This window comes from Streptomyces sp. NPDC050619 (assembly GCF_040654815.1).
Taxonomy (GTDB): Bacteria; Actinomycetota; Actinomycetes; order Streptomycetales; family Streptomycetaceae; genus Streptomyces.
Window position 1 is genome coordinate 57871 of record NZ_JBFAIR010000035.1, and the last position, 22037, is coordinate 79907.

The 22037-nt window shown below is 69.9% G+C and carries 21 protein-coding genes, 1 pseudogene and 1 riboswitch; of the genes and pseudogenes, 13 read left to right on the forward strand and 9 right to left on the reverse strand.

Translation table 11 applies throughout. The annotated features are described in order from the left end of the window. The first annotated feature begins 36 nt into the window (after window positions 1–36). Complete coding sequence (locus AB0I77_RS40800; protein ID WP_363287896.1) at window positions 37–951, forward strand: MerR family transcriptional regulator; 915 nt, start codon at window positions 37–39, stop codon at window positions 949–951. Between the two features lie 47 nt (window positions 952–998). Next, on the forward strand, window positions 999–1211 hold the full coding sequence (locus AB0I77_RS40805; protein WP_363287897.1) for an EF-hand domain-containing protein: 213 nt from the start codon (window positions 999–1001) through the stop codon (window positions 1209–1211). A 62-nt stretch (window positions 1212–1273) separates the two neighbouring features. Here AB0I77_RS40805 and AB0I77_RS40810 read toward each other — a convergent pair whose 3' ends face one another. Both AB0I77_RS40810 and AB0I77_RS40815 read right to left on the reverse strand, forming a co-directional pair. Further along, window positions 1274–2077 carry an ATP-binding cassette domain-containing protein gene (locus AB0I77_RS40810; RefSeq protein ID WP_363287898.1) on the reverse strand — a complete coding sequence of 268 codons (804 nt, stop codon included), beginning with the start codon at window positions 2075–2077 and terminating at the stop codon, window positions 1274–1276. Then, complete coding sequence (locus AB0I77_RS40815) at window positions 2074–3789, reverse strand: 2-isopropylmalate synthase (protein ID WP_363287899.1); 1716 nt, start codon at window positions 3787–3789, stop codon at window positions 2074–2076. Before AB0I77_RS40815 ends, AB0I77_RS40810 begins: the two co-directional genes overlap by 4 nt. Before the next feature lie 197 nt (window positions 3790–3986). Here AB0I77_RS40815 and AB0I77_RS40820 point away from each other — a divergent pair, with 197 nt between their 5' ends. The 3 genes and pseudogenes from AB0I77_RS40820 (at window position 3987) to AB0I77_RS40830 (ending at window position 5383) form a co-directional block, all read left to right on the forward strand. Beyond that, the gene (locus tag AB0I77_RS40820; protein ID WP_363287949.1) at window positions 3987–4673 is read left to right on the forward strand and encodes an FCD domain-containing protein; all 687 of its coding nucleotides are present in this window, start codon (window positions 3987–3989) and stop codon (window positions 4671–4673) included. Between the two features lie 72 nt (window positions 4674–4745). Continuing rightward, window positions 4746–4850: pseudogene (locus tag AB0I77_RS40825) on the forward strand (zinc-binding dehydrogenase); the annotation flags it as partial. Window positions 4851–4933: 83 nt separating this feature from the next. Beyond that, window positions 4934–5383 carry a hypothetical protein gene (locus tag AB0I77_RS40830; protein WP_363287900.1) on the forward strand — a complete coding sequence of 150 codons (450 nt, stop codon included), beginning with the start codon at window positions 4934–4936 and terminating at the stop codon, window positions 5381–5383. 5 nt (window positions 5384–5388) lie between these two features. Here AB0I77_RS40830 and AB0I77_RS40835 read toward each other — a convergent pair whose 3' ends face one another. From AB0I77_RS40835 to gcvT, 7 genes are all read right to left on the reverse strand, one after another. Continuing rightward, complete coding sequence (locus tag AB0I77_RS40835) at window positions 5389–5946, reverse strand: GH25 family lysozyme (RefSeq protein ID WP_363287901.1); 558 nt, start codon at window positions 5944–5946, stop codon at window positions 5389–5391. A gap of 149 nt (window positions 5947–6095) precedes the next feature. After that, entirely contained in the window at window positions 6096–7250 is a 1155-nt protein-coding gene (locus AB0I77_RS40840) for a WD40 repeat domain-containing protein (RefSeq protein ID WP_363287902.1), read from the reverse strand. After that, the gene (locus AB0I77_RS40845; protein ID WP_363287903.1) at window positions 7237–7644 is read right to left on the reverse strand and encodes a hypothetical protein; all 408 of its coding nucleotides are present in this window, start codon (window positions 7642–7644) and stop codon (window positions 7237–7239) included. The genes AB0I77_RS40840 and AB0I77_RS40845 overlap by 14 nt, the downstream gene beginning before the upstream one ends. 58 nt (window positions 7645–7702) lie before the next feature. Further along, window positions 7703–9076, reverse strand: a complete 1374-nt coding sequence (locus AB0I77_RS40850; protein ID WP_363287904.1) for an L-serine ammonia-lyase — start codon at window positions 9074–9076, stop codon at window positions 7703–7705. A gap of 70 nt (window positions 9077–9146) precedes the next feature. Further along, window positions 9147–10409 carry a serine hydroxymethyltransferase gene (gene glyA / locus AB0I77_RS40855; protein WP_363287905.1) on the reverse strand — a complete coding sequence of 421 codons (1263 nt, stop codon included), beginning with the start codon at window positions 10407–10409 and terminating at the stop codon, window positions 9147–9149. 15 nt (window positions 10410–10424) lie between these two features. Beyond that, on the reverse strand, window positions 10425–10802 hold the full coding sequence (gcvH, locus tag AB0I77_RS40860; RefSeq protein WP_363287906.1) for a glycine cleavage system protein GcvH: 378 nt from the start codon (window positions 10800–10802) through the stop codon (window positions 10425–10427). A gap of 109 nt (window positions 10803–10911) precedes the next feature. Next, window positions 10912–12054 carry a glycine cleavage system aminomethyltransferase GcvT gene (gcvT, locus tag AB0I77_RS40865; RefSeq protein WP_363287907.1) on the reverse strand — a complete coding sequence of 381 codons (1143 nt, stop codon included), beginning with the start codon at window positions 12052–12054 and terminating at the stop codon, window positions 10912–10914. A 151-nt stretch (window positions 12055–12205) separates the two neighbouring features. Next, a riboswitch (glycine riboswitch) is annotated at window positions 12206–12304 on the reverse strand. Between the two features lie 181 nt (window positions 12305–12485). Between gcvT and AB0I77_RS40870 the strand changes: the two genes are divergently transcribed. From AB0I77_RS40870 to AB0I77_RS40905, 8 genes are all read left to right on the forward strand, one after another. Continuing rightward, window positions 12486–13157: an AAA family ATPase gene (locus tag AB0I77_RS40870; protein ID WP_363287908.1), complete on the forward strand. Its 672-nt coding sequence runs from the start codon at window positions 12486–12488 to the stop codon at window positions 13155–13157. Between the two features lie 70 nt (window positions 13158–13227). Continuing rightward, window positions 13228–14028: an enhanced serine sensitivity protein SseB gene (locus AB0I77_RS40875; RefSeq protein WP_363287909.1), complete on the forward strand. Its 801-nt coding sequence runs from the start codon at window positions 13228–13230 to the stop codon at window positions 14026–14028. A gap of 169 nt (window positions 14029–14197) precedes the next feature. Next, the gene (locus AB0I77_RS40880; protein WP_363287910.1) at window positions 14198–14998 is read left to right on the forward strand and encodes an enhanced serine sensitivity protein SseB C-terminal domain-containing protein; all 801 of its coding nucleotides are present in this window, start codon (window positions 14198–14200) and stop codon (window positions 14996–14998) included. Between the two features lie 343 nt (window positions 14999–15341). Further along, window positions 15342–16349, forward strand: a complete 1008-nt coding sequence (locus AB0I77_RS40885) for an ABC transporter permease (RefSeq protein ID WP_363287911.1) — start codon at window positions 15342–15344, stop codon at window positions 16347–16349. A 66-nt stretch (window positions 16350–16415) separates the two neighbouring features. Further along, window positions 16416–18209 (forward strand): ABC transporter substrate-binding protein, encoded by a 1794-nt coding sequence (locus AB0I77_RS40890; protein ID WP_363287912.1) that lies wholly within the window; start codon window positions 16416–16418, stop codon window positions 18207–18209. A 110-nt stretch (window positions 18210–18319) separates the two neighbouring features. Beyond that, window positions 18320–19318, forward strand: a complete 999-nt coding sequence (locus tag AB0I77_RS40895; RefSeq protein WP_363287913.1) for an ABC transporter permease — start codon at window positions 18320–18322, stop codon at window positions 19316–19318. Next, window positions 19315–20412, forward strand: a complete 1098-nt coding sequence (locus tag AB0I77_RS40900) for an ABC transporter ATP-binding protein (RefSeq protein WP_363287914.1) — start codon at window positions 19315–19317, stop codon at window positions 20410–20412. Before AB0I77_RS40895 ends, AB0I77_RS40900 begins: the two co-directional genes overlap by 4 nt. Then, window positions 20409–21920: a dipeptide ABC transporter ATP-binding protein gene (locus AB0I77_RS40905; RefSeq protein WP_363287915.1), complete on the forward strand. Its 1512-nt coding sequence runs from the start codon at window positions 20409–20411 to the stop codon at window positions 21918–21920. Before AB0I77_RS40900 ends, AB0I77_RS40905 begins: the two co-directional genes overlap by 4 nt. The last annotated feature ends 117 nt before the right edge of the window (window positions 21921–22037 follow it).

Consider the following 22037-nt stretch of genomic DNA (forward strand, 5'->3'; position numbering starts at 1 on the left):
GAGTCTCCACCCACTGGAAGGCCCACACTCGCAGACATGATCGAAGACGGCACCGGACTTTTCACCATCGGGGAGCTGGCCCGCGCGACCGGACTGACCGTGCGCACCATCCGCTACTGGTCCGACGAGGGCGCCCTGCCCCCGGTGACCCGGTCGGCCGGCGGTTACCGGCTGTACGACGCCGCGTCCGTCGCCCGCCTGGAACTGATCCGCACCCTGCGCGAACTCGGCCTCGGCCTGGACGACGTACGCAAGGTGCTGGCCGGGGAGACCACGGTCGCGCGGGTCGCGGCCGCGCACGTGGCGGCGCTCGACGCGCAGATCCGGTCGCTGAAGGTGACCCGTGCGGTGCTGTCGACCGTGGCGCGACGCGGTTCGACCGCAGAGGAGATGACGTTGATGAACAAACTGGCACGGCTGTCGGCGGCCGAACGGAAGCGGATCATGGAGGAGTTCGTGGACGAGATGTTCCACGGACTCGACACCGTCGATCCGGCGATCCGGGAGCGGATGCGTTCCATCGCCGTGGACCTGCCGCAGGAGCCGACGCCCGAGCAGGTGGACGCCTGGGTCGAGCTGGCGGAGCTGATCCAGGACCCGGAGTTCCGGGCGCAGATGCGGAAAGTGGCCGAGTTCAACGCGGCCGACCGCGGGAACGACACCGTTGCCGGACGGTCCATGTGGTTCCCCATGCGCCTGGTCCAGTTGGGAGCGCAGGCCCGCGAACGGGGGATCGCCCCCGGGACGCCCGAGGCCGAGGAGATGCTTCGAGAACTGCTGGGCGACGCCGACCGGGCCGCCGTACTCGAACGCATGGAGTCGACTTCCAACGACCGGCTCGCCCGTTACCGCGAGTTGCTGACCGCCGTGAAGGGCCAGGGAACCCCGCGCGCGCACCGCGAGGAGTTCGCCTGGGTGGTCGCCGCGCTGCGTGCGGGGATGGCCGGATAATCTGACCTGCGACATCTGGCAGTCATGCACGACGAAGGGGCGGATCGGTGGCGGACATCGACGAGGCACGCAAGCATTTCGAGCGGATCGATACGGACGGCGACGGCTTCATCACCGCGGCCGAGTTCAAGACCGCCCTCGCCCAGGAGGGCGACTGGAACGTCACCGAGTCGGTCGCCGAGGTCATCATCAAGTCCCGCGACCTGGACGGGGACAAGGTGCTGTCGTTCGATGAGTTCTGGGCTTACCTGAACAAGTGACGTGAGTGACGTGAATGACGAGGGGGGCGCCCATGGGTCGCCCCCCTTGCTCATGCCCTTGCTCATGCCCGGCGAGCGATGCGTACGTTCCAGCGGCCGTCATGCCGCTCCAGGACCAGCGGCACGTCGAAGCACTTGCCGACCTGGTCACTGGTGAGGACCCGGTCCGTCGGGCCCTGGGCGAGAACGCGTCCGTCGCGCAGGAGTACGGCGTGGGTGGTGCCGGACGGGAGCTCCTCCAGATGGTGGGTGACCAGCACCGTCGCCAGGGCGGGGTGTTCGCGGCGCAGCTCGTCCAGTGCCTCGATCAGCTGTTCCCGGCCCGGCAGGTCGAGGCCGGTCGCCGGTTCGTCCAGCAGGAGCAGCCGAGGCTCGGGCATGAGGGCGCGGGCGATCAGGGTCCGGCCGCGCTGGCCCTGCGAGAGCGTGGGCCAGCGCGCGTCGCGGTGGTCCGCGAGGGCGAGGGTGTCGATGAGCCGGTCGGCCCTTTCCTCCTGTTCGGGCGTCGGCCGCCACCGGGGGAGCGGGGCGACGGAGTTGGTGAGTCCGGTCAGGACGACCTCCCGGGCCCGCAGCGGTGCGGTGAGCGGATGGCGGGGATCGACGTGACCGACGTACGAGCGCAGCTCCCGCAGGTCGACCCGGCCCAGTCGGCGGCCCAGGACCTCCACCGTGCCCCGGGTGGGGTGGACGAGGGCGCCGAGCAGGCTGAGCAGAGTGGACTTGCCCGCGCCGTTGGCGCCGAGGAGCGCCCAGTGCTCGCCGGCCCGCACGGTCAGGGAGACCTCCTGGAGGATCGGCCGGCCGTCCCGTACGACGTGCACGTCCTCGGCGCGCAGGACCTGCGCCCGTGGTGCCTGAGTCACCGCATCGCCCCGTTCAGCGCGGACAGCACCGCCTGCACGGAGGCCGAGACGGCCGACGTGTCCTGGCCGGCGCCCCAGCGTGCGGTGCCGGCGACGCGGCACTCGGTGTACGCCGTGGTCTCACCGCCGGCGTCCGTGTGCTCGGCGAAGTCGAGGATCTCCACGGCGTGTCCGGCCCCGGTCAGGGCGTCGACGAACGCGGAGACCGGGCCGGTTCCCGTGCCCTCGAAGTCGCCGGTGCGGTCGCCGGTGCGCAGTGTGCAGACGAAGCGGTGACGGCCGGAGGTGTCCTCGTGGACGGACCAGGCGTCCAGGGTCACCTCGCCGTCATCTATCACGTACGTCGACCGGAACAACTCGTACAGCTCCTTCGCCGTCATCTCCCGGCCGCTGTCGTCCGTGGCCCGCTGGACCACCCGGGAGAAGTCCGGCCGCATGCGCGGCGGCAGGTCGACGCCGTGCCGCGTGCGCAGCAGATACGCCGCTCCGCCCTTCCCCGACTGGGAGTTGACGCGGATGATCGCCTCGTACGAACGCCCCACGTCGGCCGGGTCGATCGGCAGGTACGGCACCGACCACGGCGCCTGTCCCTCCGGCACCCCCGACTCCGCCGCCCGGCGGGCGTGATGAGCCAGCCCCTTGCTGATCGCGTCCTGGTGGGTGCCGGAGAAGGCCGTGTGGACGAGCTCGCCGGCGTAGGGGTGGCGGGGGTGCACCGGCAGGCGGTTGCAGTGCTCCACCGTCTCCCTCACCGCGTCGATGTCGCCGAAGTCGAGCATGGGGTCGACGCCTTGGGCGTACAGATTGAGCGCGAGGGTCACCAGGTCGACATTGCCGGTGCGCTCACCGTTGCCGAACAGGCAGCCCTCGACGCGCTGGGCGCCGGCCAGGACGGCGAGTTCGGCGCAGGCGACGCCCGTGCCGCGGTCGTTGTGGGGGTGGACGGAGAGGATCACCGAGTCGCGGCGGGCCAGGTGGCGGTGCAGGTACTCGATCTGGTCGGCGTAGACGTTCGGTGTCGCGATCTCGACCGTCGCGGGCAGGTTGTGCGTGACGGGACGGTCGGGGCTCGCGTCCCACAACTCGGTCAGCCCGTCGCACAGTTCGAGGACGAAGTCCGGTTCGGTGAGGTTGAAGGTCTCCGGCGAGAACTGGAACCGCACGGACGTGCCCGTGCCCTCGGCCCGCCGCGCCATGTGCTCGGCCGCCGCGCGCACCGTCCGCCACACCTCCCCCCGGTCCCGGCCGAGGACGACGTCCCGCCAGACCGGCGAGGTCGCGATGTACAGGTGCACCACCGCCCTCGGCAGCCCCGCGATCGCCTCGAAGGTCCGATCGATCAGGTCCCGCCGGGCCGGGGTGAACACCACCGGCGTGACATCGTCCGGTACGGCGCCGGCCGTCACCAGGTGCCGTACGAAGTCGAAGTCCATGCGGCTCGCGGACGGGTAGCCGACCTCGATCTCCTTGAAACCGGTCGCGACCAGCTGGTCGTAGAAGCGGCGCTTGCGCGCGGTGTCCATCGGCTCGGCGAGCGCCTGATTGCCGTCACGCAGGTCGACGGGGACCCACAGAGGGGCGCGCTCGATACGGGCGGAGGGCCAACTCCGGTCGGTGGCGGGCACGTCCACCCGCTCGTCGAAGGGGCGGTAGCGGTGGTACGGCATGGGGCTCGGCTGCTGGGGGTTCCAGCGGGCGTTCAAGGTGTTCATCGGCGGTCGCTGCCTTCGGCTCGGTTGCGAGGTCGACCGGCAGCACGGCGTCCCGCGGCGGGGTGCCGGTCGCGTCAGGCCCCGCCGCGGCAGCCGAGAAGAAGGAGACCGCACAGCGTCATGCCGGTACGCTATCCACTGCTCAGGTCCTCAGACAAGTGGAACAGCCCAGCTCCTCAGACAAGTTGGTGAAGGTCGTGCCGCTCGGTTCCGTCCGCCCAAGCCCTCTGGTCGAACAGGCCGCCGAACGCCTGCGTGCGCAGATCACCGGTGGCACCTGGCCCGTCGGCACCCGGCTGCCCGGCGAGACCACCCTCGCCAGGGAACTCGGCGTCGGCCGCTCCACCGTCCGCGAGGCGCTGCGCGCGCTCGCCGGCGCGGGGCTCGTGCGGCCCCGGCAGGGCGCCGGCGTCTTCGTCATCGCCACGGAGCCCGCCGAGGACTGGCCCACCCGGCTGCGCCGGGCCGCGGTGGCCGATGTGTACGAGGTCCGGATGGCGGTCGAGGTCCACGCGGCCCGGCTGGCCGCGCACCGCCGCACCCCCGAGGACGTCACGGCGATGCAACTCGCGCTGGAGGGACGGCGGGCCGCGGCGGCCGGGGGCGACGCGGCTTTCATCGCCGCCGACGTCACCTTCCACGCGGCCGTGGTCGCCGCCGCCCACAACCCCGTACTGGCCGACCTGTTCACCGAGTTCACCCCGGTCCTGCGCGAGGGCCTCGTCGACCTGCTGGCCCTGACCGGCTTGCGCGCGCACGACCCCAACACCGCCGACGAGGCGCACGCGGCCCTCGTCCGGGCCGTCGCGGAGGGGGACGCGGAGGCCGCCGCGGAGATCCTGTGCAAGGAGTTGGAGGATCCGTTCGGGTCGGGCGGGTCCTAGGGGGCATGCTAAGTCGGCGAGCGCGGCCGACCAGCCTGTGGGGTGCCCCGAACCGTGCCGCTCGGCGGCTTCCGCTCCGTCGTCGCCGAGGTCTTCGACGGCCTCGACCGCATCCAGGACGCCCACCGACTGATGGAGTCGAACCGGCACACGGGCAGGATCGTCGTACGCGTCTGAGCTCCCAGCCGTGACGCGAAGCTTCCCCCGTGCCTACGGTTGCTGTTCAACAGCGGGCGTGCCAGATCCAAGGGGGAGCCTCGATGGGGATCGCTGAACTGCCGTATGTCGATGAACACACGACGGAGACGGTGGCGGGGACGGAGGCGGTCTGGCGAGCCCTGAACGAAGTCGTGGAGGCATCCTTCTCCAGCCCCCACGCCACCGTCTACGCACGCCTGGTCGGCTGCCCCGACCGCACCGCCTCCGGCCCCCGCCCCCTCACCAAGGGCTCGGTGTTCCCCGGCTTCCGGGTGACCGCCGCGACGCCGAACCGTTCACTGACCCTGGAGGGCTCCCACCGCTTCTCGACCTACACTCTGACCCTCCGCCTGGAGGACACCCCCGAGGGCCACACCCGCGTACACGCCGAAACCCGGGCAGCCTTCCCCGGCGCGAGCGGCACCCTCTACCGTGCCCTCGCCATCCGCACGGGCTTTCACACGGTGGGGATGCGGCGGTTGCTGGCGGGGGTGCGGCGGCGGGCGGAGTAGCGATCTCAGGCGTCCTCGGCCCACTCGCGCAGCGCGGCCTTGCCGGCGAAGTCCGCGACGTTCTTGTCGTGCGGGTCGCTGGTGTACTGGTGGAAGCGCCACTTCGCCTTGATACGGGGCTCGCCGGCCGTGACGTAGTCGGCGATCCAGAGGCCGTCTCCCGCGTAGGAGGTCGTGTCGACGTTCAACCAGAAGTCGCGGTTGCAGTACAGGACGACCCTGTTGTCCGGCCGTAACGCCTTCACCTTCCGGATGAAGCTGTCCTTCTCCGCGTTGCTCGCATGCGTGCCCTCGCCCGTCGTCTCCCAGTCGACGGCGAGGATGTCGCCCGCCTTCTCGGGGGTCTTGCCGACGAAGTACTCGGCCTGGGCCGTGAGGTTGCCCGGCCACAGGAAGTGGTAGTAGCCGACGACGAGACCGGCCTCGCGGGCCGTCTTCGTCTGGGCGGCGAGTTCCGGGTTGACGTACGAACGGCCCTCCGTCGACTTGATGAAGACGAAGGAGAGGCCGTCCGTGTCGTAGGAGGAGGACTGGTACGCGCTTACGTCTATGCCGCGCAGCATGAGAGCTCCCTGAAGTGCCTGTGGGGGAACAGGAGTTGGTTGCTGATGGGTCTCCCACCATGGCACGGGTGATCCACGCGTGACGTGGAAACGTCAACCTGGGCCGGTCACCACGGCGTCGGAGCGGTTCCGCTCGGCGGCGACGGCCGCTAACGCCACCACAGCGTCGCCCTTTGGCCGGCGCCCACGGTGGCCAGCAGCCGGGTGTCGGAGCTGAAAGCCACGGCGGTGATGCGTGCGTTCCGGTCAGTGACGGGGCGTCCGAGGTATCTCGGCTTCGCCGTGTCGGTCACGTCCCACAGCCGAACCGTCCGCTCTCGCTCCACCGCTGCCAGCAGCCGGCCGTCCGGGCTGAAGGCGAGGGCCGTGGTCGGCCGGCCACCGGCGTCGAACGGTTTGCCCTTGCTCCGCGGGTGGCCCGGATCCGAGACGTCCCACAGGTGCACCTCGCCGTCGGGCGAGGCGATGGCCAGAGTTTGTCCGTCGGACGAGAACTGCGCGGACTGGGCGGCGAGATCGAGACGGCTTTCGGTCTTGAGGGAGGCCGGGCCCTCGTCATCGAGAGAGGCGGCCCGCACCTCCGTGGAGCTGGTCGAGCCGGAAACGGCCAGTCTCAGGCTCTGTCGGCCGACCATGAGGGCCTTCACATCTTCGGCGGCATCACTCCGTACGAGCCACCGGAGTCTGCCGGTGTCGATCCTCTGCCCGATCACTCCCTCCGCACCCGCCGTGACGAGCGTCCGGCCGTCCGGGCTGATACCGAGGGCCGAGACGCGGTCCCTGCCCGATGATTCCAGGACGATCCGTTCCGGGTGCTCGGGGTCCCCGAGGTCCCATGTCTCCATCGCCTCGCCAGTGACGCTCACCAGCGTCCGGCCGTCCGTCGGAGAGAACGCCACCGCCTGGGCGTGTCCCTCGGGGCCGAGCCTTCCGTTGGCGATCGGGCGCCATCGCTCCGGAGCCGACGGGGCCGCGTGTTCCCGAGCCCGTGAGGCCCCCGGTTCCGGCGCGGCATGCTGCCACGGCGTGGGGAACAGGCTCGTTGTGGCGGTTGCCGCCAGGCAGGTCACCACGACGGCGCAGGCCGTCAGGAGCGCGGGCATCATCCATCCGGCTCTCTCCGCCGCGCGGCGACGAGGCGGGTCCGCCGGGCGCCCCGGCCGCGCGGGCGGCGGCTCGGCGGCCAGCGCTGCCACGAACCGAGTGACGAAGCGCTCCGGGTGTGCCCGGGGCGGGGCCGGATCGGGTGGCAGTGCGGCGAGTGCGAGGACCAGGCGACCGAGGCGGCTGTCAGCGCGCGACATGGGACCCCCCGCTCTCCGTGAAGGTTCCTTCGGAAGCCTCGGCCGCTTGCCGGGCGGTCGGCACGGAAGGCTCGACGGGCTGCCGGGGGCCGGGATCGGCGACGGGTACGGACTGGAAGAACTTGGCCACGATGAGCGGGGTGGCCAGCCCGGCGGCGAGTGCCGCGGTCGCGTTGGGCAGTTGACCGGAGGATCCCAGCGCCGCGGTGAGACCGAAACCCGCGAACAACCGCAGTGTGATGGCCACGAGTATCACGGGGCGGTCCGCACGATTGCTCCAGGGCCAGCGCCAGCGGCGGCGCGGTCCGGTCGGACGCATGGACGCGGAGAGGTTCAGCGCTTCGGCGACGCCGCTTCCCAGCAGCCCCCACAGCGCGGCTTGCAAGCCAGTCACCGCACAGAGAGTAGCCCAACGTGAGGGGTTGATTTCCGGGAGTAGCCGAATGCTTGGTTCAGCACTCGATGATGTTGACCGCCAGCCCGCCCCGAGCCGTCTCCTTGTACTTCACGCTCATGTCCGCCCCGGTCTCCTTCATCGTCTTGATGACCTTGTCCAGGGACACCTTGTGCGAGCCGTCGCCGCGCATCGCCATCCGCGCGGCGGTGACCGCCTTCACCGCGGCCATGCCGTTGCGCTCGATGCACGGGATCTGGACGAGGCCGCCGACCGGGTCGCAGGTCAGGCCGAGGTTGTGCTCCATGCCGATCTCGGCGGCGTTCTCGACCTGTTCCGGGGATCCGCCGAGCACCTCAGCCAGCGCACCCGCCGCCATCGAGCAGGCGGAGCCGACCTCGCCCTGGCAGCCGACCTCGGCGCCGGAGATGGACGCGTTCTCCTTGAAGAGCATGCCGATCGCTCCGGCCGCCAACAGGAACCGCACCACCCCCTCCTCATCCGCCCCCGGCACGAAGTTGATGTAGTAGTGCAGCACCGCCGGGATGATGCCCGCCGCCCCGTTCGTCGGGGCCGTCACCACGCGGCCGCCCGCCGCGTTCTCCTCGTTCACCGCCATCGCGTAGAGCGTGATCCACTCCATCGCGTGCGCCAACGGGTCGCCCTCCGCCCGGAGCTGACGCGCCGACATGGCCGCCCTGCGGCGGACCTTCAGGCCGCCCGGCAGGATGCCCTCGCGGGACATGCCGCGCGACACGCACGCCCGCATCACCCGCCAGATCTCCAGCAGCCCCGCGCGGATCTCGTCCTCGGTGCGCCAGGCCCGCTCGTTCTCCAGCATCAGCGCGGAGATCGACAGGCCCGTCTCCCGCGTCAGTCGCAGCAGTTCGTCGCCCGTGCGGAAGGGGTACTTCAGGACCGCGTCGTCCAGTTTGATGCGGTCCGCGCCCACCGCGTCCTCGTCGACGACGAAGCCGCCGCCGACCGAGTAGTAGGTCTTCGCCAGCAGTTCGGCCCCCTGCGCGTCGTACGCCCACAGGGTCATGCCGTTCGCGTGGTACGGCAGGGTCTTACGGCGGTGCAGGACCAGGTCCGCGTCGAAGTCGAACGCGATCTCGTGCTCGCGCTCGCCGAGCAGGCGCAGCCGGCCCGACTCCTTGATCGTGGCCACCCGTTCGTCCGCCGCCTCCACGTCCACCGTGCGCGGCGAGTCGCCCTCCAGGCCGAGCAGCACCGCCTTGGGCGTGCCGTGGCCGTGGCCGGTCGCGCCGAGGGAGCCGTACAGCTCGGTCCGTATGGACGCGACCGAGTCCAGCAGGGCTTCGCCGCGCAGCCGGCGGGCGAACATGCGGGCCGCGCGCATCGGGCCGACCGTGTGGGAGCTGGACGGGCCGATGCCGATCGAGAACAGGTCGAAGACCGAGATGGCCACGGTGACTCCTCAGAACGGGGCGGGGCGCCGTGCCCACGTACGAGTGTGCGCGACGCCCCCCAAAAAGGAACTACTTGTTCAGACCGGGGTACAGCGGGTGCTTGTCGGCCAGCGCCTTGACCCGGGTCTTCAGCGACTCCATGTCGTAGGACGGCTTCAGCGCCTCGGCGATGACATCCGCGACCTCGGTGAAGTCCTCCGCTGTGAAGCCGCGGGTCGCCAGGGCCGGCGTACCGATCCGCAGGCCGGACGTCACCATCGGCGGGCGCGGGTCGTTCGGGACGGCGTTGCGGTTGACCGTGATGCCGACCTCGTGGAGACGGTCCTCGGCCTGCTGCCCGTCCAGCGCGGACTCGCGCAGGTCGACGAGGATCAGGTGCACGTCCGTGCCGCCGGACAGGACGTTGACCCCGGCCTCGCGGGCGTCCGGCGCGGTCAGTCGCTCGGCGAGGATCCGCGCGCCCTCGACCGTACGGCGCTGGCGCTCCTTGAAGTCCTCGCTCGCCGCGACCTTGAAGGAGACCGCCTTCGCCGCGATCACATGCTCCAGGGGACCGCCCTGGAAGCCCGGGAACACGGACGAGTTGAGCTTCTTCGCGAAGGCCTTCCTGGCCAGGATGATGCCGCCGCGCGGGCCGCCCAGCGTCTTGTGGGTGGTGGAGGTGACGACGTCCGCGTACTGAACCGGGTTGGCGTGCAGGCCCGCCGCGACCAGACCGGCGAAGTGCGCCATGTCCACCCACAGGTAGGCCTCGACCTCGTCGGCGATCCGGCGGAACTCCGCGAAGTCCAGCTCCCTCGGGTACGCCGACCAGCCCGCGATGATCACCTTCGGCCGGTGCTCCTTGGCGAGCCGCTCGACCTCGGCCATGTCCACCAGGCCGTTGTCATCGACGTGGTAGGGCACCACGGCGAACTGCTTGCCCGAGAAGTTCAGCCGCATCCCGTGGGTGAGGTGGCCGCCGTGCGCCAGGTCCAGGCCGAGGATGGTGTCGCCGGGCTGGGCCAGCGCGAACAGCGCGGCCTGGTTGGCGGAGGCGCCCGAGTGCGGCTGCACATTGGCGTACTCGGCGCCGAACAGCTCCTTGACCCGGTCGATCGCGATCTGCTCGGCGACGTCGACGTGCTCGCAGCCGCCGTAGTAGCGGCGGCCGGGGTAGCCCTCGGCGTACTTGTTGGTGAGGACCGAGCCCTGCGCCTCCATGACCGCGAGAGGCGCGAAGTTCTCGGAGGCGATCATCTCGAGGGTGGACTGCTGGCGGCTCACCTCGGCGTCGACCGCGGCGGCGATCTCCGGGTCGAGCTCGTGCAGGGGCGTGTTCAGAACGGACATCAGGTGTACGACTCCTCAGCCGGCGGAAAAGGCGGTGTACTCGTTGGCGGAGAGCAGGTCGGCCGGCTCGTCCGTGACGCGGACCTTGAACAGCCAGCCGCCCTCGAAGGGCGCGGAGTTCACCAGCGACGGGTCGTTCACCACGTCCTCGTTGACCTCGGTGACCTCACCGGACACCGGGGCGTACAGGTCGCTGACCGACTTGGTCGACTCCAGCTCGCCGCAGGTCTCGCCCGCGGCCACCGTGGCACCGACCTCCGGGAGCTGGACGAACACGACATCGCCGAGCGCGTTGGCCGCGTGCTCCGTGATGCCGACCGTCGACACGCCGTCCTCGGCGGCCGACCGCCACTCGTGCTCCTTGCTGTAGCGCAGCTGCTGGGGGTTGCTCATGGCCTGAATTCTCCTGTACGCGAGGGAGTGCTGATGAATGGGGGACTGCTGGAACGTGCGTGAGCAGCGGAAAGGTGCGCGGGGTCACGCGTAGGGAGCGCTCAAGTCGCTACTTCTGGCGCTTGTAGAACGGCAGCGCCACGACCTCGTACGGCTCGTGACTGCCCCGGATGTCCACGCCGACACCGGGCGTGCCCGGGGCCGCGTGCGCCGCGTCGACGTACGCCATCGCGATCGGCCTGCCCAGCGTGGGGGAGGGGGCCCCGGAGGTGACCTCGCCGATCACCTCGCCGCCGGCGACGACCGCGTACCCGGCGCGCGGGACCCGGCGGCCCTCGGCGATCAGGCCGACGAGGACGCGCGGGGGGTTCGTCTCGGCGCGGGCGGCGGCCTCGGCGAGCGCCTCGCGCCCCACGAAGTCGCCCTCCTTCTCGAACTTCACGACCCGGCCGAGGCCGGCGTCGAAGGGGGTCAGCGAGGTCGAGAGCTCGTGCCCGTACAGCGGCATGCCCGCCTCCAGGCGCAGCGTGTCCCGGCAGGACAGCCCGCAGGGCACCAGGCCGACGCCCTTGCCGGCCTCGGTCAGGGCCTGCCAGAGCTCGACGGCGTGCTCCGGCTTCACGAACAGCTCGAAGCCGTCCTCACCGGTGTAGCCGGTGCGCGCGATCAGGGCCGGGACGCCGGCGACCGTGCCGGGCAGGCCGGCGTAGTACTTCAGGCCGTCGAGGTCGGCGTCGGTGAGGGACTTCAGCACGCCAGGGGACTCCGGACCCTGCACGGCGATCAGCGCGTACGCGTCCCGGTCGTCACGCACCTCGGCGTCGAAGCCGGACGAACGCTCCACGAGCGCGTCCAGCACCACCTGGGCGTTGGAGGCGTTGGCGACGACCATGTAGTGAGAAGACCCGGCCCCGGTGTCGGCCAGCCGGTAGACGATCAGGTCGTCGAGGATGCCGCCGTCTTCGCGGCAGATCATGGTGTAGCGGGCGCGGCCGACGCCGACGGAGGCGATGTTGCCCACGAGCGCGAAGTTCAAAAGGACGGCCGCTTCCGGCCCGGTCACGGTGATCTCGCCCATGTGCGAGAGGTCGAAGAGCCCGGCCTTGGTCCGCACGGCGTTGTGCTCGTCGCGCTCTGAGCCGTAGCGCAGGGGCATGTCCCAGCCGGCGAAGTCGGTCATCGTCGCGCCGAGCGCGCGATGCAGAGCATCGAGTGCGGTACGACGCTTGTCGGGGGGTGCTGTACTGCTCATCGGACGGTCGTCTCCCAAGGCATGACGGCGAGGTCGTTCCTCCCCATCTGTCATCGGAACCTGAGAGGTTCGTCACGACCCCGCCAAGCGGTGGTCCTGACTTGCACCTTGGGTGGGGCCACTGTCGCAGGGGCCCGCTTTTCAGATGTGCCTCGCCCGCGCGGTAACGGTGCCTGAGAGATTCAAGGGAGGGACTTGCTCCTTCGGCGCCCCAGCGAAGCACTGCTGGGGACTCTCCCGCGCGGATTCAAACGGCCGGTATGCAGTTGGCGGGCACATCATCGCACGCATCGGTCGGACGCGGCAGGCCGCATCTTGTAACCGGCTTGTGGCAGGACGCATACGAAAACGCGAGGCACCGCGCATTACCTTCTCTTTACACTCGACGGGGAGGGGATCTCGTGACCCATCCCCAGGGGAGGACGATCACGGTGAACAGGACCACGGCGTACGCGACCACCTCGGCACTGGCGGCGCTGCCCGGACAGCCGACGGCCCCGGCCAGGGAGGCCTGCGGCCCGCTCACCGCACCCGTCGTCCGCGACCTTCGCGAGCGCGACGGCCACAGCCCGCACGCACTGCTCTTCGGCCCCAAGGACCTCGTCGTGATCACCGGTCTGCCCGGCAGCGGCAAGTCCACGCTGATGCGGCGCACCGTCAAGGGCCTGCGCATCGACTCGCAGGACGCCCGCGACCGTTGGGACACCCGGCTGGCCCGCTTCCTGCCGTACGGCGTCTACCGCCCGCTGGTCCGCCTCGCCCACTACGCCGGGCTGCGCCGCGCCCTGCGCTCCGGCGAGGGGGTCGTCGTGCACGACTGCGGTACGCAGGCCTGGGTGCGCGGCTGGCTGGCCCGCGAGGCCCGCCGCCGGGGCGGCACGCTGCATCTGCTGCTGCTCGACGTCGCCCCGGACACGGCGCTGGCCGGCCAGCGCGAGCGCGGGCGCGGCGTCTCGCGGTACGCGTTCCTGCGGCACCGGGGCGCGGCCGCCCGGCTGATCCGCTCCGTGGAGGAGGGCGAGCTGCCCCAGGGCTGCGGCTCGGCGGTGCTGATCGACCGGGACGCGGCGAACGTGTTGCGCCGGATCGGTTTCACGGGCTGACCCGTAGGCCCAGGCACCCGATAGCCTTTTCAGCCACAGCAAGCGGTTCTCGGCAGGCGGTAGGCAACAGATGGACTTCCCGGCGGATCTCCCCGCGGACTTCTCGGGGTTCCCGGCGCAGGCGCACCCCCACCCGCACGGCGGATGGCCCGGCAACGAGCTGGAGGAGGTGCTCTCCGCCTCCCTCGGCGTCCCCTCGGCCGGCGGGCGGATCATCGAGGTGCTCGGCCGCAGCTTCGTCTGGGTGCCCCTGCCCAACGGCGGCGGCCCGCACAGCGGCCCTCTCGACCTGCCCACGCTGGAGCTCGAGGGCCAGGCCTATGTGCCGGTGTTCAGCTCCGAGGAACAGTTCCGCCAGGTCGCCGGCGCGCACATGGCGTACACGATCGCACCCGCCCTGGAGTTCGCCCGCGGCCTGCCGCCCCAGGTGGGCATCGCCGTGAACCCGGAGGGCGTGGTCGGCATCCCGCTGCCGCCCGCGGCCGTCGCCGAGTTGTGCCGGGTCGGCCGGACCCCGCTGGACGGACTCACCAGCGGCGGCCGGGTCAAGCTCTACGAGCCCGACTGGCAGGAGGACCCGATGGACTTCCTGGCCGCGGCCTCGGCCGAGTTCGCCGAGACAGGCGTCGTCCTCACGGCCCGCCGCTGCCTCGCCGCCATCGAAACGGCCGACCCGGTCATGTTCATAGGCGTCGAACTCTCCCAGTGGGAGGGCGACATCCGCGCCCTCCCCATGGCAGCCCTCACCCGAGCCCTCACCAGCACCCCCATCCAGTGGCCGGTCAACCTGGTCCTGCTCGACGTAGCCCAGGACCCGGTGGGCGACTGGATGCGCGAAGGGGTCCGGCCCTTCTACACGAGGGATTACTAGAGAACTCCGCCAGGGGCAGCGTCCCCAGGGGCGCGGGGAACGGCGCGACCAGCCCACGACGGCCCGCGGCCAAGGACGCACAGCAAGCCCCGAGCTCAAACCGGCCCAACCCAGCGGAGCGCCTAAGCTGGTTTCATATCCGGGGAAACTTCCAGAAGGGGCGGTACAGGTGAGCGCCAGCGGCATCGCGGCCGGACAGGTCGAGCACATGCTGCGCCAAGTGACGCCTGGGCGCTACGACGCCTACGAGGCACTTCTGCGCGCCCTCGCGACCCCCTCCTCCGGCCAGGTCTGGATGCTCCTGTGGCATGGCCAGGCAGGCTCCCCGGACGCGCAGTACGGAAACATGGAAGTGGACGGCTACGGCTACGCCCCGTGCGTCACCTCCGCCCAGGAACTCTCCGCCAGCGGCTGGAACCGCTCGTACGAGGTGGTCGACGGAGTCGACGTCGCCCGCACGCTCTACCCCGACCACTACGGCCTCTGGCTGAACCCGCACGCCCCCGGCGGCGGCGTCGGCGTCCCCTGGCTCGATCTGCGCCGCATCGCCACCGGCCTGGAGCGCCAGCCCGCCGGGCCGCTCAGGCTGTCCGAGCCCGGTATCGAGATCCCGCAGTTCTACGCCCTGCTCGCGCAGAACGCCCACCGTACCCCGGCCGTTCGCGCGCTGCGCCGCGCCTGGGTGCAGCCCGCGCTCGGGGCGCCGTATCTGGCCATCGGCCTCGACGTGTACGACACCAGCCCGCCGGCCGTCGACTCGGTGCGGGCGATGATGCAGCAGTCCATCGGCATGGTCCCGGACGGGCTTCCGGTGTCGACCGTGGCGATGTCCGACGAGTACGACCCCGTCGCGCTGTGGATGCGGGCCAGGGCCCGCCCGTTCTACGACCGCGAGGCGCACGCCGCCCCGGCTCCGGCGCAGGCCCCCGCGGCCGGCTACGGGTACCCGCCGGCGCACGGCGGATTCTGACCGGACTCTCACGTTCCGGGAGGACCGGATGCTGAGCCGCCGACGGCGGCCCCCTGCTTCTCCGGTTCTTCTTCGCGCGTAGATCGGGGCGGATAGCCCGCTCTTGTCCCTTTTAACCCCAACTGACCCGTGTCCGCCCCCCGTTACCCGCTGTTCGGATAACGGAATCCCCTTACCTGCATCACGTTTATGCATCCTTTCCCCGCCAAGTCTGGCAACAGATCGCCAAAGCGTTGAAGACTCCGGCTCCAGGGGTGTTCTCCCCTGTGTTCGACGGACTGATGACGCCGCTACCGCGGCAAGTGCGGGCCGGCTACCGCCGGTTGAGAGGGGTCCCTGCCAGATGACGGCACCATTGCACGAGCCGACCGCGGAAGCGGCCCCGAGTGCGGCCGAAGAAGCGGCGGTAGGCAGCGCCGATGCCAAGGCCGTACAGGGTCGTTCCCTGGGCCGGATCGCCTGGGAGCGCCTGAAACGGGACAAACTCGCCCTGACCGGTGGCGTCGTCGTGCTTCTCCTGATCGTGATCGCGCTGCTCGCTCCCGTGATCACCAATCTGGTCGGACAGGACCCGGACGCGTACCACGAGAACCTGATCGACCCGCTGTTCGGCACGCCCACCGGGTCCCTGGGCGGCATCAGCGGCGATCACCTGCTGGGCGTCGAGCCGGTCAACGGCCGGGACATCTTCGCCCGCATCCTCTACGGCGCCCGGATCTCCCTGCTGGTCGGCTTCCTGTCCGCGATCGTCGCCGTCGTCCTCGGAACCGTCCTGGGCATCCTGGCCGGCTTCTTCGGCGGCTGGGTCGACTCCGCCATCAGCCGGGTGATGGACGGTCTGCTGGCCTTCCCGCAGCTGCTGTTCATCATCGCCCTCGTCTCCGTCATGCCGAACGAACTGCTGGGGCTGACCGGCACCGGCGTGCGCGTGTTCGTGATGATCCTGGTCATCGGCTTCTTCGGCTGGCCCTACATCGGACGCGTGGTGCGCGGCCAGACGCTCTCGCTGCGCGAGCGGGAGTACGTCGAGGCGGCCCGATCGCTGGGCGCCGGGCGGCTGTACATCCTGTTCAAGGAGCTGCTGCCCAACCTGGTCGCGCCGATCATCGTGTACACGACGATGATGATCCCCACCAACATCCTCACCGAGGCGGCGCTCAGCTTCCTGGGCGTGGGCGTCAAGCCGCCCACGTCCTCCTGGGGGCAGATGCTTTCGACGGCGATCGACTACTACGACTCGGACCCGATGTTCATGGTGGTCCCCGGTGTAGCGATCTTCATCACCGTCCTTGCCTTCAACCTCTTCGGCGACGGCGTGCGTGACGCGCTGGACCCGAAGGGCGCCCGCTGAACTGCCGTACAAAAAGCCCGTGCCATCTACACGGGGTCTCTCATCAAATCCGGAGGATCCGAGATCGTGACTACCCAACGCACCTCAGGGCGGCGAAAGCAGGCATGGGCCGCTGTCGCCGCGGTCGCCGCGCTGCTGACCACGGCGGCGTGCGGCGGCGGTGACAGCGACAACGAGGGTTCGAAGAACGGCGCCGCCGGCTTCGACGCCGCGAACAACAAGGTCGCCCAGGCCTCGCTGGCCAAGAAGGGTGGCACGCTGAAGTTCGGTGGCGCCCAGGACGCCGACTCGTGGGACACCACGCGCGGCTACTACGGCTTCATGTGGAACTTCTCGCGCTACTACAGCCGCCAGCTCGTCACGAACAAGACGGAGCCGGGCGCGCCCGGCGCCGAGGTGACCCCGGACCTCGCCACCGGCCTCGGCAAGGTCACCGACGACGGCAAGACCTACACGTACACCCTGCGTGACGGTGCGACGTGGGAGGACGGCAAGCCGGTCACCTCCAAGGACGTCAAGTACGGCATCGAGCGCGTCTGGGCGCAGGACGTGCTGTCCGGCGGCCCGGTCTACCTGAAGGACGTCCTCGACCCCAAGGGCGAGTACAAGGGTCCGTACAAGGACACCTCCAAGGACAAGCTGGGCCTGAAGGCCATCGAGACGCCGGACGACAAGACCATCGTCTTCAAGCTGCCGCAGGCCAACTCGGACTTCGAGGAGATGCTGGCGCTGACCTCGGCCTCCCCGGTCCGCCAGGACAAGGACACCAAGTCCAAGTACGGTCTGCACCCGTTCTCCTCCGGCCCGTACAAGTTCGAGTCGTACAACCCGGGCAAGGACCTGACCCTCGTTCGCAACACCGAGTGGAAGCAGGCCTCGGACCCGATCCGCAAGGCGTACCCGGACAAGATCACGGTCAAGTTCTTCTCGAACGCCAACGACCTGGACGCGCGCCTGATCAACGGTGACATCGACCTGGACATCAACCAGACCGGCATGTCGCCGCAGGGCCGCACCACCGCCCTGAAGCAGCACAAGGCCAACCTGGACAACCCGGTCTCCGGCTACGTCCGGTACGCGGTCTTCCCGCAGAGCGTGAAGCCGTTCGACAACATCGAGTGCCGCAAGGCCGTCATCTACGGCGCCGACCACGTCTCGCTCCAGACCGCGCGCGGCGGCCCGGTCGCCGGTGGTGACATCGGCACCAACATGCTCCCGCCGTCCATCCCGGGCGCCGAGGGCCAGAAGTACGACCCGTACGAGCTCGCGGGTGCCAACAAGAACGGCAACGTCGCCAAGGCCAAGGAAGCGCTGAAGGCCTGCGGTCAGCCGAACGGCTTCAAGACCACCATCGCGGTCCGCAACAACAAGCCGGCCGAGGTGGCCACCGCCCAGTCCCTCCAGGCGTCGCTGAAGAAGGTCGGCATCACCGTCGACATCGACCAGTACGACGGTTCGCAGTCCTCGGGCATCATCGGCAGCCCCTCGAACGTGGTGAAGAAGGGCTACGGCATCATCATCATGGGCTGGGGTCCGGACTTCCCGTCCGTCCAGGGCTTCGGTCTGCCGCTGTGGGACAGCAAGTACATCCTCGAGAGCGCCAACAACAACTTCGCGCTGATCAAGGACAAGGCGATCGACGGCCTGTTCGAGGACTACGTCACCACGCTGGACGACGCGGGCAAGGAAAAGATCTCCACGGAGATCAACCACAAGGTCATGGAGGGCGCGTACTACCTGCCCTTCGTCTTCGAGAAGTTCGTCAACTGGCGCGGTACCAACCTGGCGAACGTCTACACGACCGACGGCTACAGCGGCATGTACGACTTCGTCAACCTCGGTCTGAAGTCCCCGAAGTAAACCCGGCACACCCGCCGTACGGCACGAAAGGCAGGTGAAGGCCGGCGCGGCGCGACCGCGGGCCACCGGAAGATCTCCGGTGGCCCGCGGTCCGCAGCGGGCCGAGAGCTGTGCTCGCTTACCTCATCAGGCGGTTGTTCGCCGCCGTAGTGATGCTCGTGGTCATCATCATGGTGGTCTTCGGCATCTTCTTCCTCGTCCCCAAGTGGGCGGGTGTCGACGTGGCCCTGAGCTTCGTGGGCAAGCAGGCCGACCCGGCCGCCGTCGAGGGCGTGCGGGAGAAGCTGGGCCTGGCAGACCCGATCTACGCCCAGGTCTGGGAGTTCTTCAAGGGCATCTTCGCGGGCCGCACCTACGTGGGCGGCGGCGATGTCACCAACTGCGCCGCGCCGTGCTTCGGCTACTCGTTCCGCAGCGAACAGGCCATCTGGCCCGTGCTGACCGACCGCTTCCCGGTGACGCTGGCTCTCGCGCTCGGCGCCGCCGTGCTGTGGCTGGTCTTCGGTGTCGCGGCGGGCGTGCTCTCCGCGCTCAAGCGGGGCAGCCTGTGGGACCGCGGCGCGATGGTCGTCGCCCTGGGCGGCGTCTCCCTGCCCATCTACTTCACCGGTCTGCTCAGCCTGGCGATCTTCTCCTACGGACTGGGCTGGATCGACGCGCAGTACGTGCCCCTGGAGGACAGCTTCACCGGCTGGCTCGGCGGCATGATCCTCCCGTGGATCACCCTCGCCTTCCTGTACGCGGCGATGTACGCCCGGATCACCCGCGCCACCATGCTGGAGATCCTCGGCGAGGACTACATCCGCACCGCCCGCGCCAAGGGCCTGCGCGAACAGACCGTCATCGGCAAGCACGCCATGCGCTCGACGATGACACCTATCCTGACCATGCTCGGCATGGACCTCGGCGCCCTCATCGGCGGCGCGATCCTGACCGAGACGACGTTCAGCCTGCCGGGCCTCGGCCAGGCCGTGCTCAACGCGATCAAGAACCAGGACCTGCCCATCATTCTGGGCGTCACCCTGATCACTTCGGTCGCGGTGCTCATCGCCAACCTCGTGGTGGACGTCCTGTACGCCGTGATCGACCCCCGAGTGAGGCTCTCATGACCGAACTCAGCAAGAGCTCAGCGGCGGTGGGGGAGCCCACCGGCACCTCGCCCGCTCCGAACTCCTTCCTCGAAGTGCGCGACCTGAAGGTGCACTTCCCCACCGACGACGGCCTGGTCAAGTCCGTCGACGGGCTCAGCTTCCAGCTGGAGAAGGGCAAGACCCTCGGCATCGTGGGCGAGTCGGGCTCCGGCAAGTCGGTGACCTCGCTCGGCATCATGGGCCTGCACACCGCCGGCCAGTACGGCAAGCGCAAGGCCCAGATCTCCGGCGAGATCTGGCTGGACGGCACCGAACTGCTGTCCGCCGACCCGGACTACGTGCGCAAGCTGCGTGGCCGCGACATGGCGATGATCTTCCAGGACCCGCTGTCGGCGCTGCACCCGTACTACACGATCGGCCAGCAGATCGTGGAGGCGTACCGCATCCACCACAAGGTGGACAAGAAGACCGCCAAGCGCCGTGCCGTGGAGATGCTCGACCGCGTCGGCATCCCGCAGCCCGACAAGCGCGTCGACAGCTACCCGCACGAGTTCTCCGGCGGTATGCGCCAGCGCGCGATGATCGCGATGTCGCTGGTCAACAACCCCGAACTGCTCATCGCGGACGAGCCGACGACCGCCCTCGACGTGACCGTCCAGGCGCAGATCCTCGACCTGATCCGCGACCTCCAGAAGGAGTTCGGCTCGGCGGTCATCATCATCACCCACGACCTGGGCGTCGTCGCCGAACTGGCCGACGACATCCTGGTGATGTACGGCGGCCGTTGCGTCGAGCGGGGCCCGGCCGAGAAGGTGTTCTACGAACCCCGCCACCCCTACACCTGGGGCCTGCTGGGCTCGATGCCGCGCCTGGACCGCGAGCAGCAGGAGCGCCTGATCCCGGTCAAGGGCTCCCCGCCCTCCCTGATCAACATCCCGTCCGGCTGCGCCTTCAACCCGCGCTGCCCGTACGCCGACATCCCCAAGGGCGACGTCACGCGTACGGTCCGCCCCGAGCTGACCGAGGTCGGCAGCCAGCACTGGGCCGCCTGCCACATGACGCAGGAGCAGCGGGAGCGTATCTGGACCGAAGAGATTGCGCCGAAGCTGTGAGCGAGAACGCAGAGGACAAAGCAGTGGTCATCCCTGCACAGAGCGACGGCGGCGCCACCCTCACCAAGGACCCCGCCCCCGGCGAGACCCTGCTGAGGGTGACCGGGCTCCAGAAGCACTTCCCGATCCGAAAGGGCCTGCTCCAGCGGCAGGTCGGCGCGGTGCGCGCGGTCGACGGCCTCGACTTCGAGGTCAAGTCCGGCGAGACCCTCGGTGTCGTGGGCGAGTCGGGCTGCGGCAAGTCGACCATGGGCCGGCTGATCACCCGGCTGCTCGAACCGACCGCGGGCAAGGTCGAGTTCGAGGGCCGGGACATCACGCACCTCGGCGTCAGCGGCATGCGCCCGATGCGCCGCGATGTGCAGATGATCTTCCAGGACCCGTACTCGTCGCTGAACCCGCGCCACACCATCGGCACGATCGTCGGCGCCCCGTTCCGGCTCCAGGGCGTCTCGCCCGAGGGCGGCATCAAGCAGGAAGTGCAGCGGCTGCTGTCGGTGGTCGGCCTCAACCCCGAGCACTACAACCGCTATCCGCACGAGTTCTCCGGCGGTCAGCGCCAGCGCATCGGCATCGCCCGCGCGCTCGCGCTCAACCCCAAGCTGGTGGTGGCGGACGAGCCGGTCTCCGCGCTCGACGTGTCGATCCAGGCGCAGGTGGTGAACCTGCTGGACGACCTCCAGCAGGAACTCGGCCTCACCTACGTGATCATCGCGCACGACCTCTCGGTCGTCCGGCACGTCTCGGACCGGATCGCGGTGATGTATCTCGGCAAGATCGTCGAGCTGGCCGACCGCGAGTCGCTGTACAGGGCGCCGATGCACCCGTACACCAAGGCGCTGATGTCGGCGGTCCCGATTCCGGACCCGCGCCGCCGGGCGGCCAAGAGCGAGCGCATCCTGCTCAAGGGCGACGTGCCCTCGCCGATCTCCCCGCCGAGCGGCTGCCGCTTCCACACCCGGTGCTGGAAGGCGACGGAGATCTGCAAGACGACCGAGCCGCCGCTGATTGAGCTGAAGCCCGGTCAGCAGGTCGCCTGCCACCACCCGGAGAACTTCGCGGACCAGGCCCCGCAGGACACGGTGCTGCTGACCGTCGCCAAGGAGGCGGCCGAGCTGGTGGCCGACGAGGTGCTGGCGGAGTCGGCGGAGACGTCGGCGGCGGTGGCGGCTGAGGTCGCGGAGACGGCGGAAGCCAAGGAGACGTCGGAAGCTTCGGAGACGTCGGAAGCTTCGGAGGCGGCGGTAGCTACGGAGACGGCGGAGGCCACGGAAACGTCGGAGACGGCGGAAGCCACGGAAACCTCGGTAGCTACGGAGACGGCGGAAGCCACGGAAACCTCGGTAGCTACGGAAACGGCGGAGGCCACGGAAACGTCGGAGACGGCGGAAGCCACGGAAACCTCGGTAGCTACGGAAACGGCGGAAGCCACGGAGACTGCGGAGGTCGCGGAGTCGACGGACGCCGCGGAAGCCGAGGCCCCCTCCAAGGACCCCGGGGACAAGTAGCCCAGCCCGCAGCCCCAGCCCCAGCCCCGGCCCCGCCTGCCTCGCAAGGCGGTGCCGGGCTGGGGCATCGCCGTCCTCGCGGTCGTCACCGCCGTCGTTCCGCGGCGGCTCGCGCCG

What these genes read in the sequence shown, in the direction of transcription:
- glyA (WP_363287905.1), bottom strand. Translation starts at nt 10,409, where the DNA reads ATGTCCGTTCTGAACACGCCCCTGCACGAGCTCGACCCGGAGATCGCC.
- AB0I77_RS40815 (WP_363287899.1), bottom strand. Translation starts at nt 3,789, where the DNA reads ATGAACACCTTGAACGCCCGCTGGAACCCCCAGCAGCCGAGCCCCATG.
- gcvT (WP_363287907.1), bottom strand. Translation starts at nt 12,054, where the DNA reads ATGAGCAGTACAGCACCCCCCGACAAGCGTCGTACCGCACTCGATGCT.
- AB0I77_RS40830 (WP_363287900.1), top strand. Translation starts at nt 4,934, where the DNA reads ATGGGGATCGCTGAACTGCCGTATGTCGATGAACACACGACGGAGACG.
- AB0I77_RS40885 (WP_363287911.1), top strand. Translation starts at nt 15,342, where the DNA reads ATGACGGCACCATTGCACGAGCCGACCGCGGAAGCGGCCCCGAGTGCG.
- AB0I77_RS40875 (WP_363287909.1), top strand. Translation starts at nt 13,228, where the DNA reads ATGGACTTCCCGGCGGATCTCCCCGCGGACTTCTCGGGGTTCCCGGCG.
- AB0I77_RS40835 (WP_363287901.1), bottom strand. Translation starts at nt 5,946, where the DNA reads ATGCTGCGCGGCATAGACGTAAGCGCGTACCAGTCCTCCTCCTACGAC.
- AB0I77_RS40840 (WP_363287902.1), bottom strand. Translation starts at nt 7,250, where the DNA reads ATGTCGCGCGCTGACAGCCGCCTCGGTCGCCTGGTCCTCGCACTCGCC.
- gcvH (WP_363287906.1), bottom strand. Translation starts at nt 10,802, where the DNA reads ATGAGCAACCCCCAGCAGCTGCGCTACAGCAAGGAGCACGAGTGGCGG.
- AB0I77_RS40900 (WP_363287914.1), top strand. Translation starts at nt 19,315, where the DNA reads ATGACCGAACTCAGCAAGAGCTCAGCGGCGGTGGGGGAGCCCACCGGC.
- AB0I77_RS40800 (WP_363287896.1), top strand. Translation starts at nt 37, where the DNA reads ATGATCGAAGACGGCACCGGACTTTTCACCATCGGGGAGCTGGCCCGC.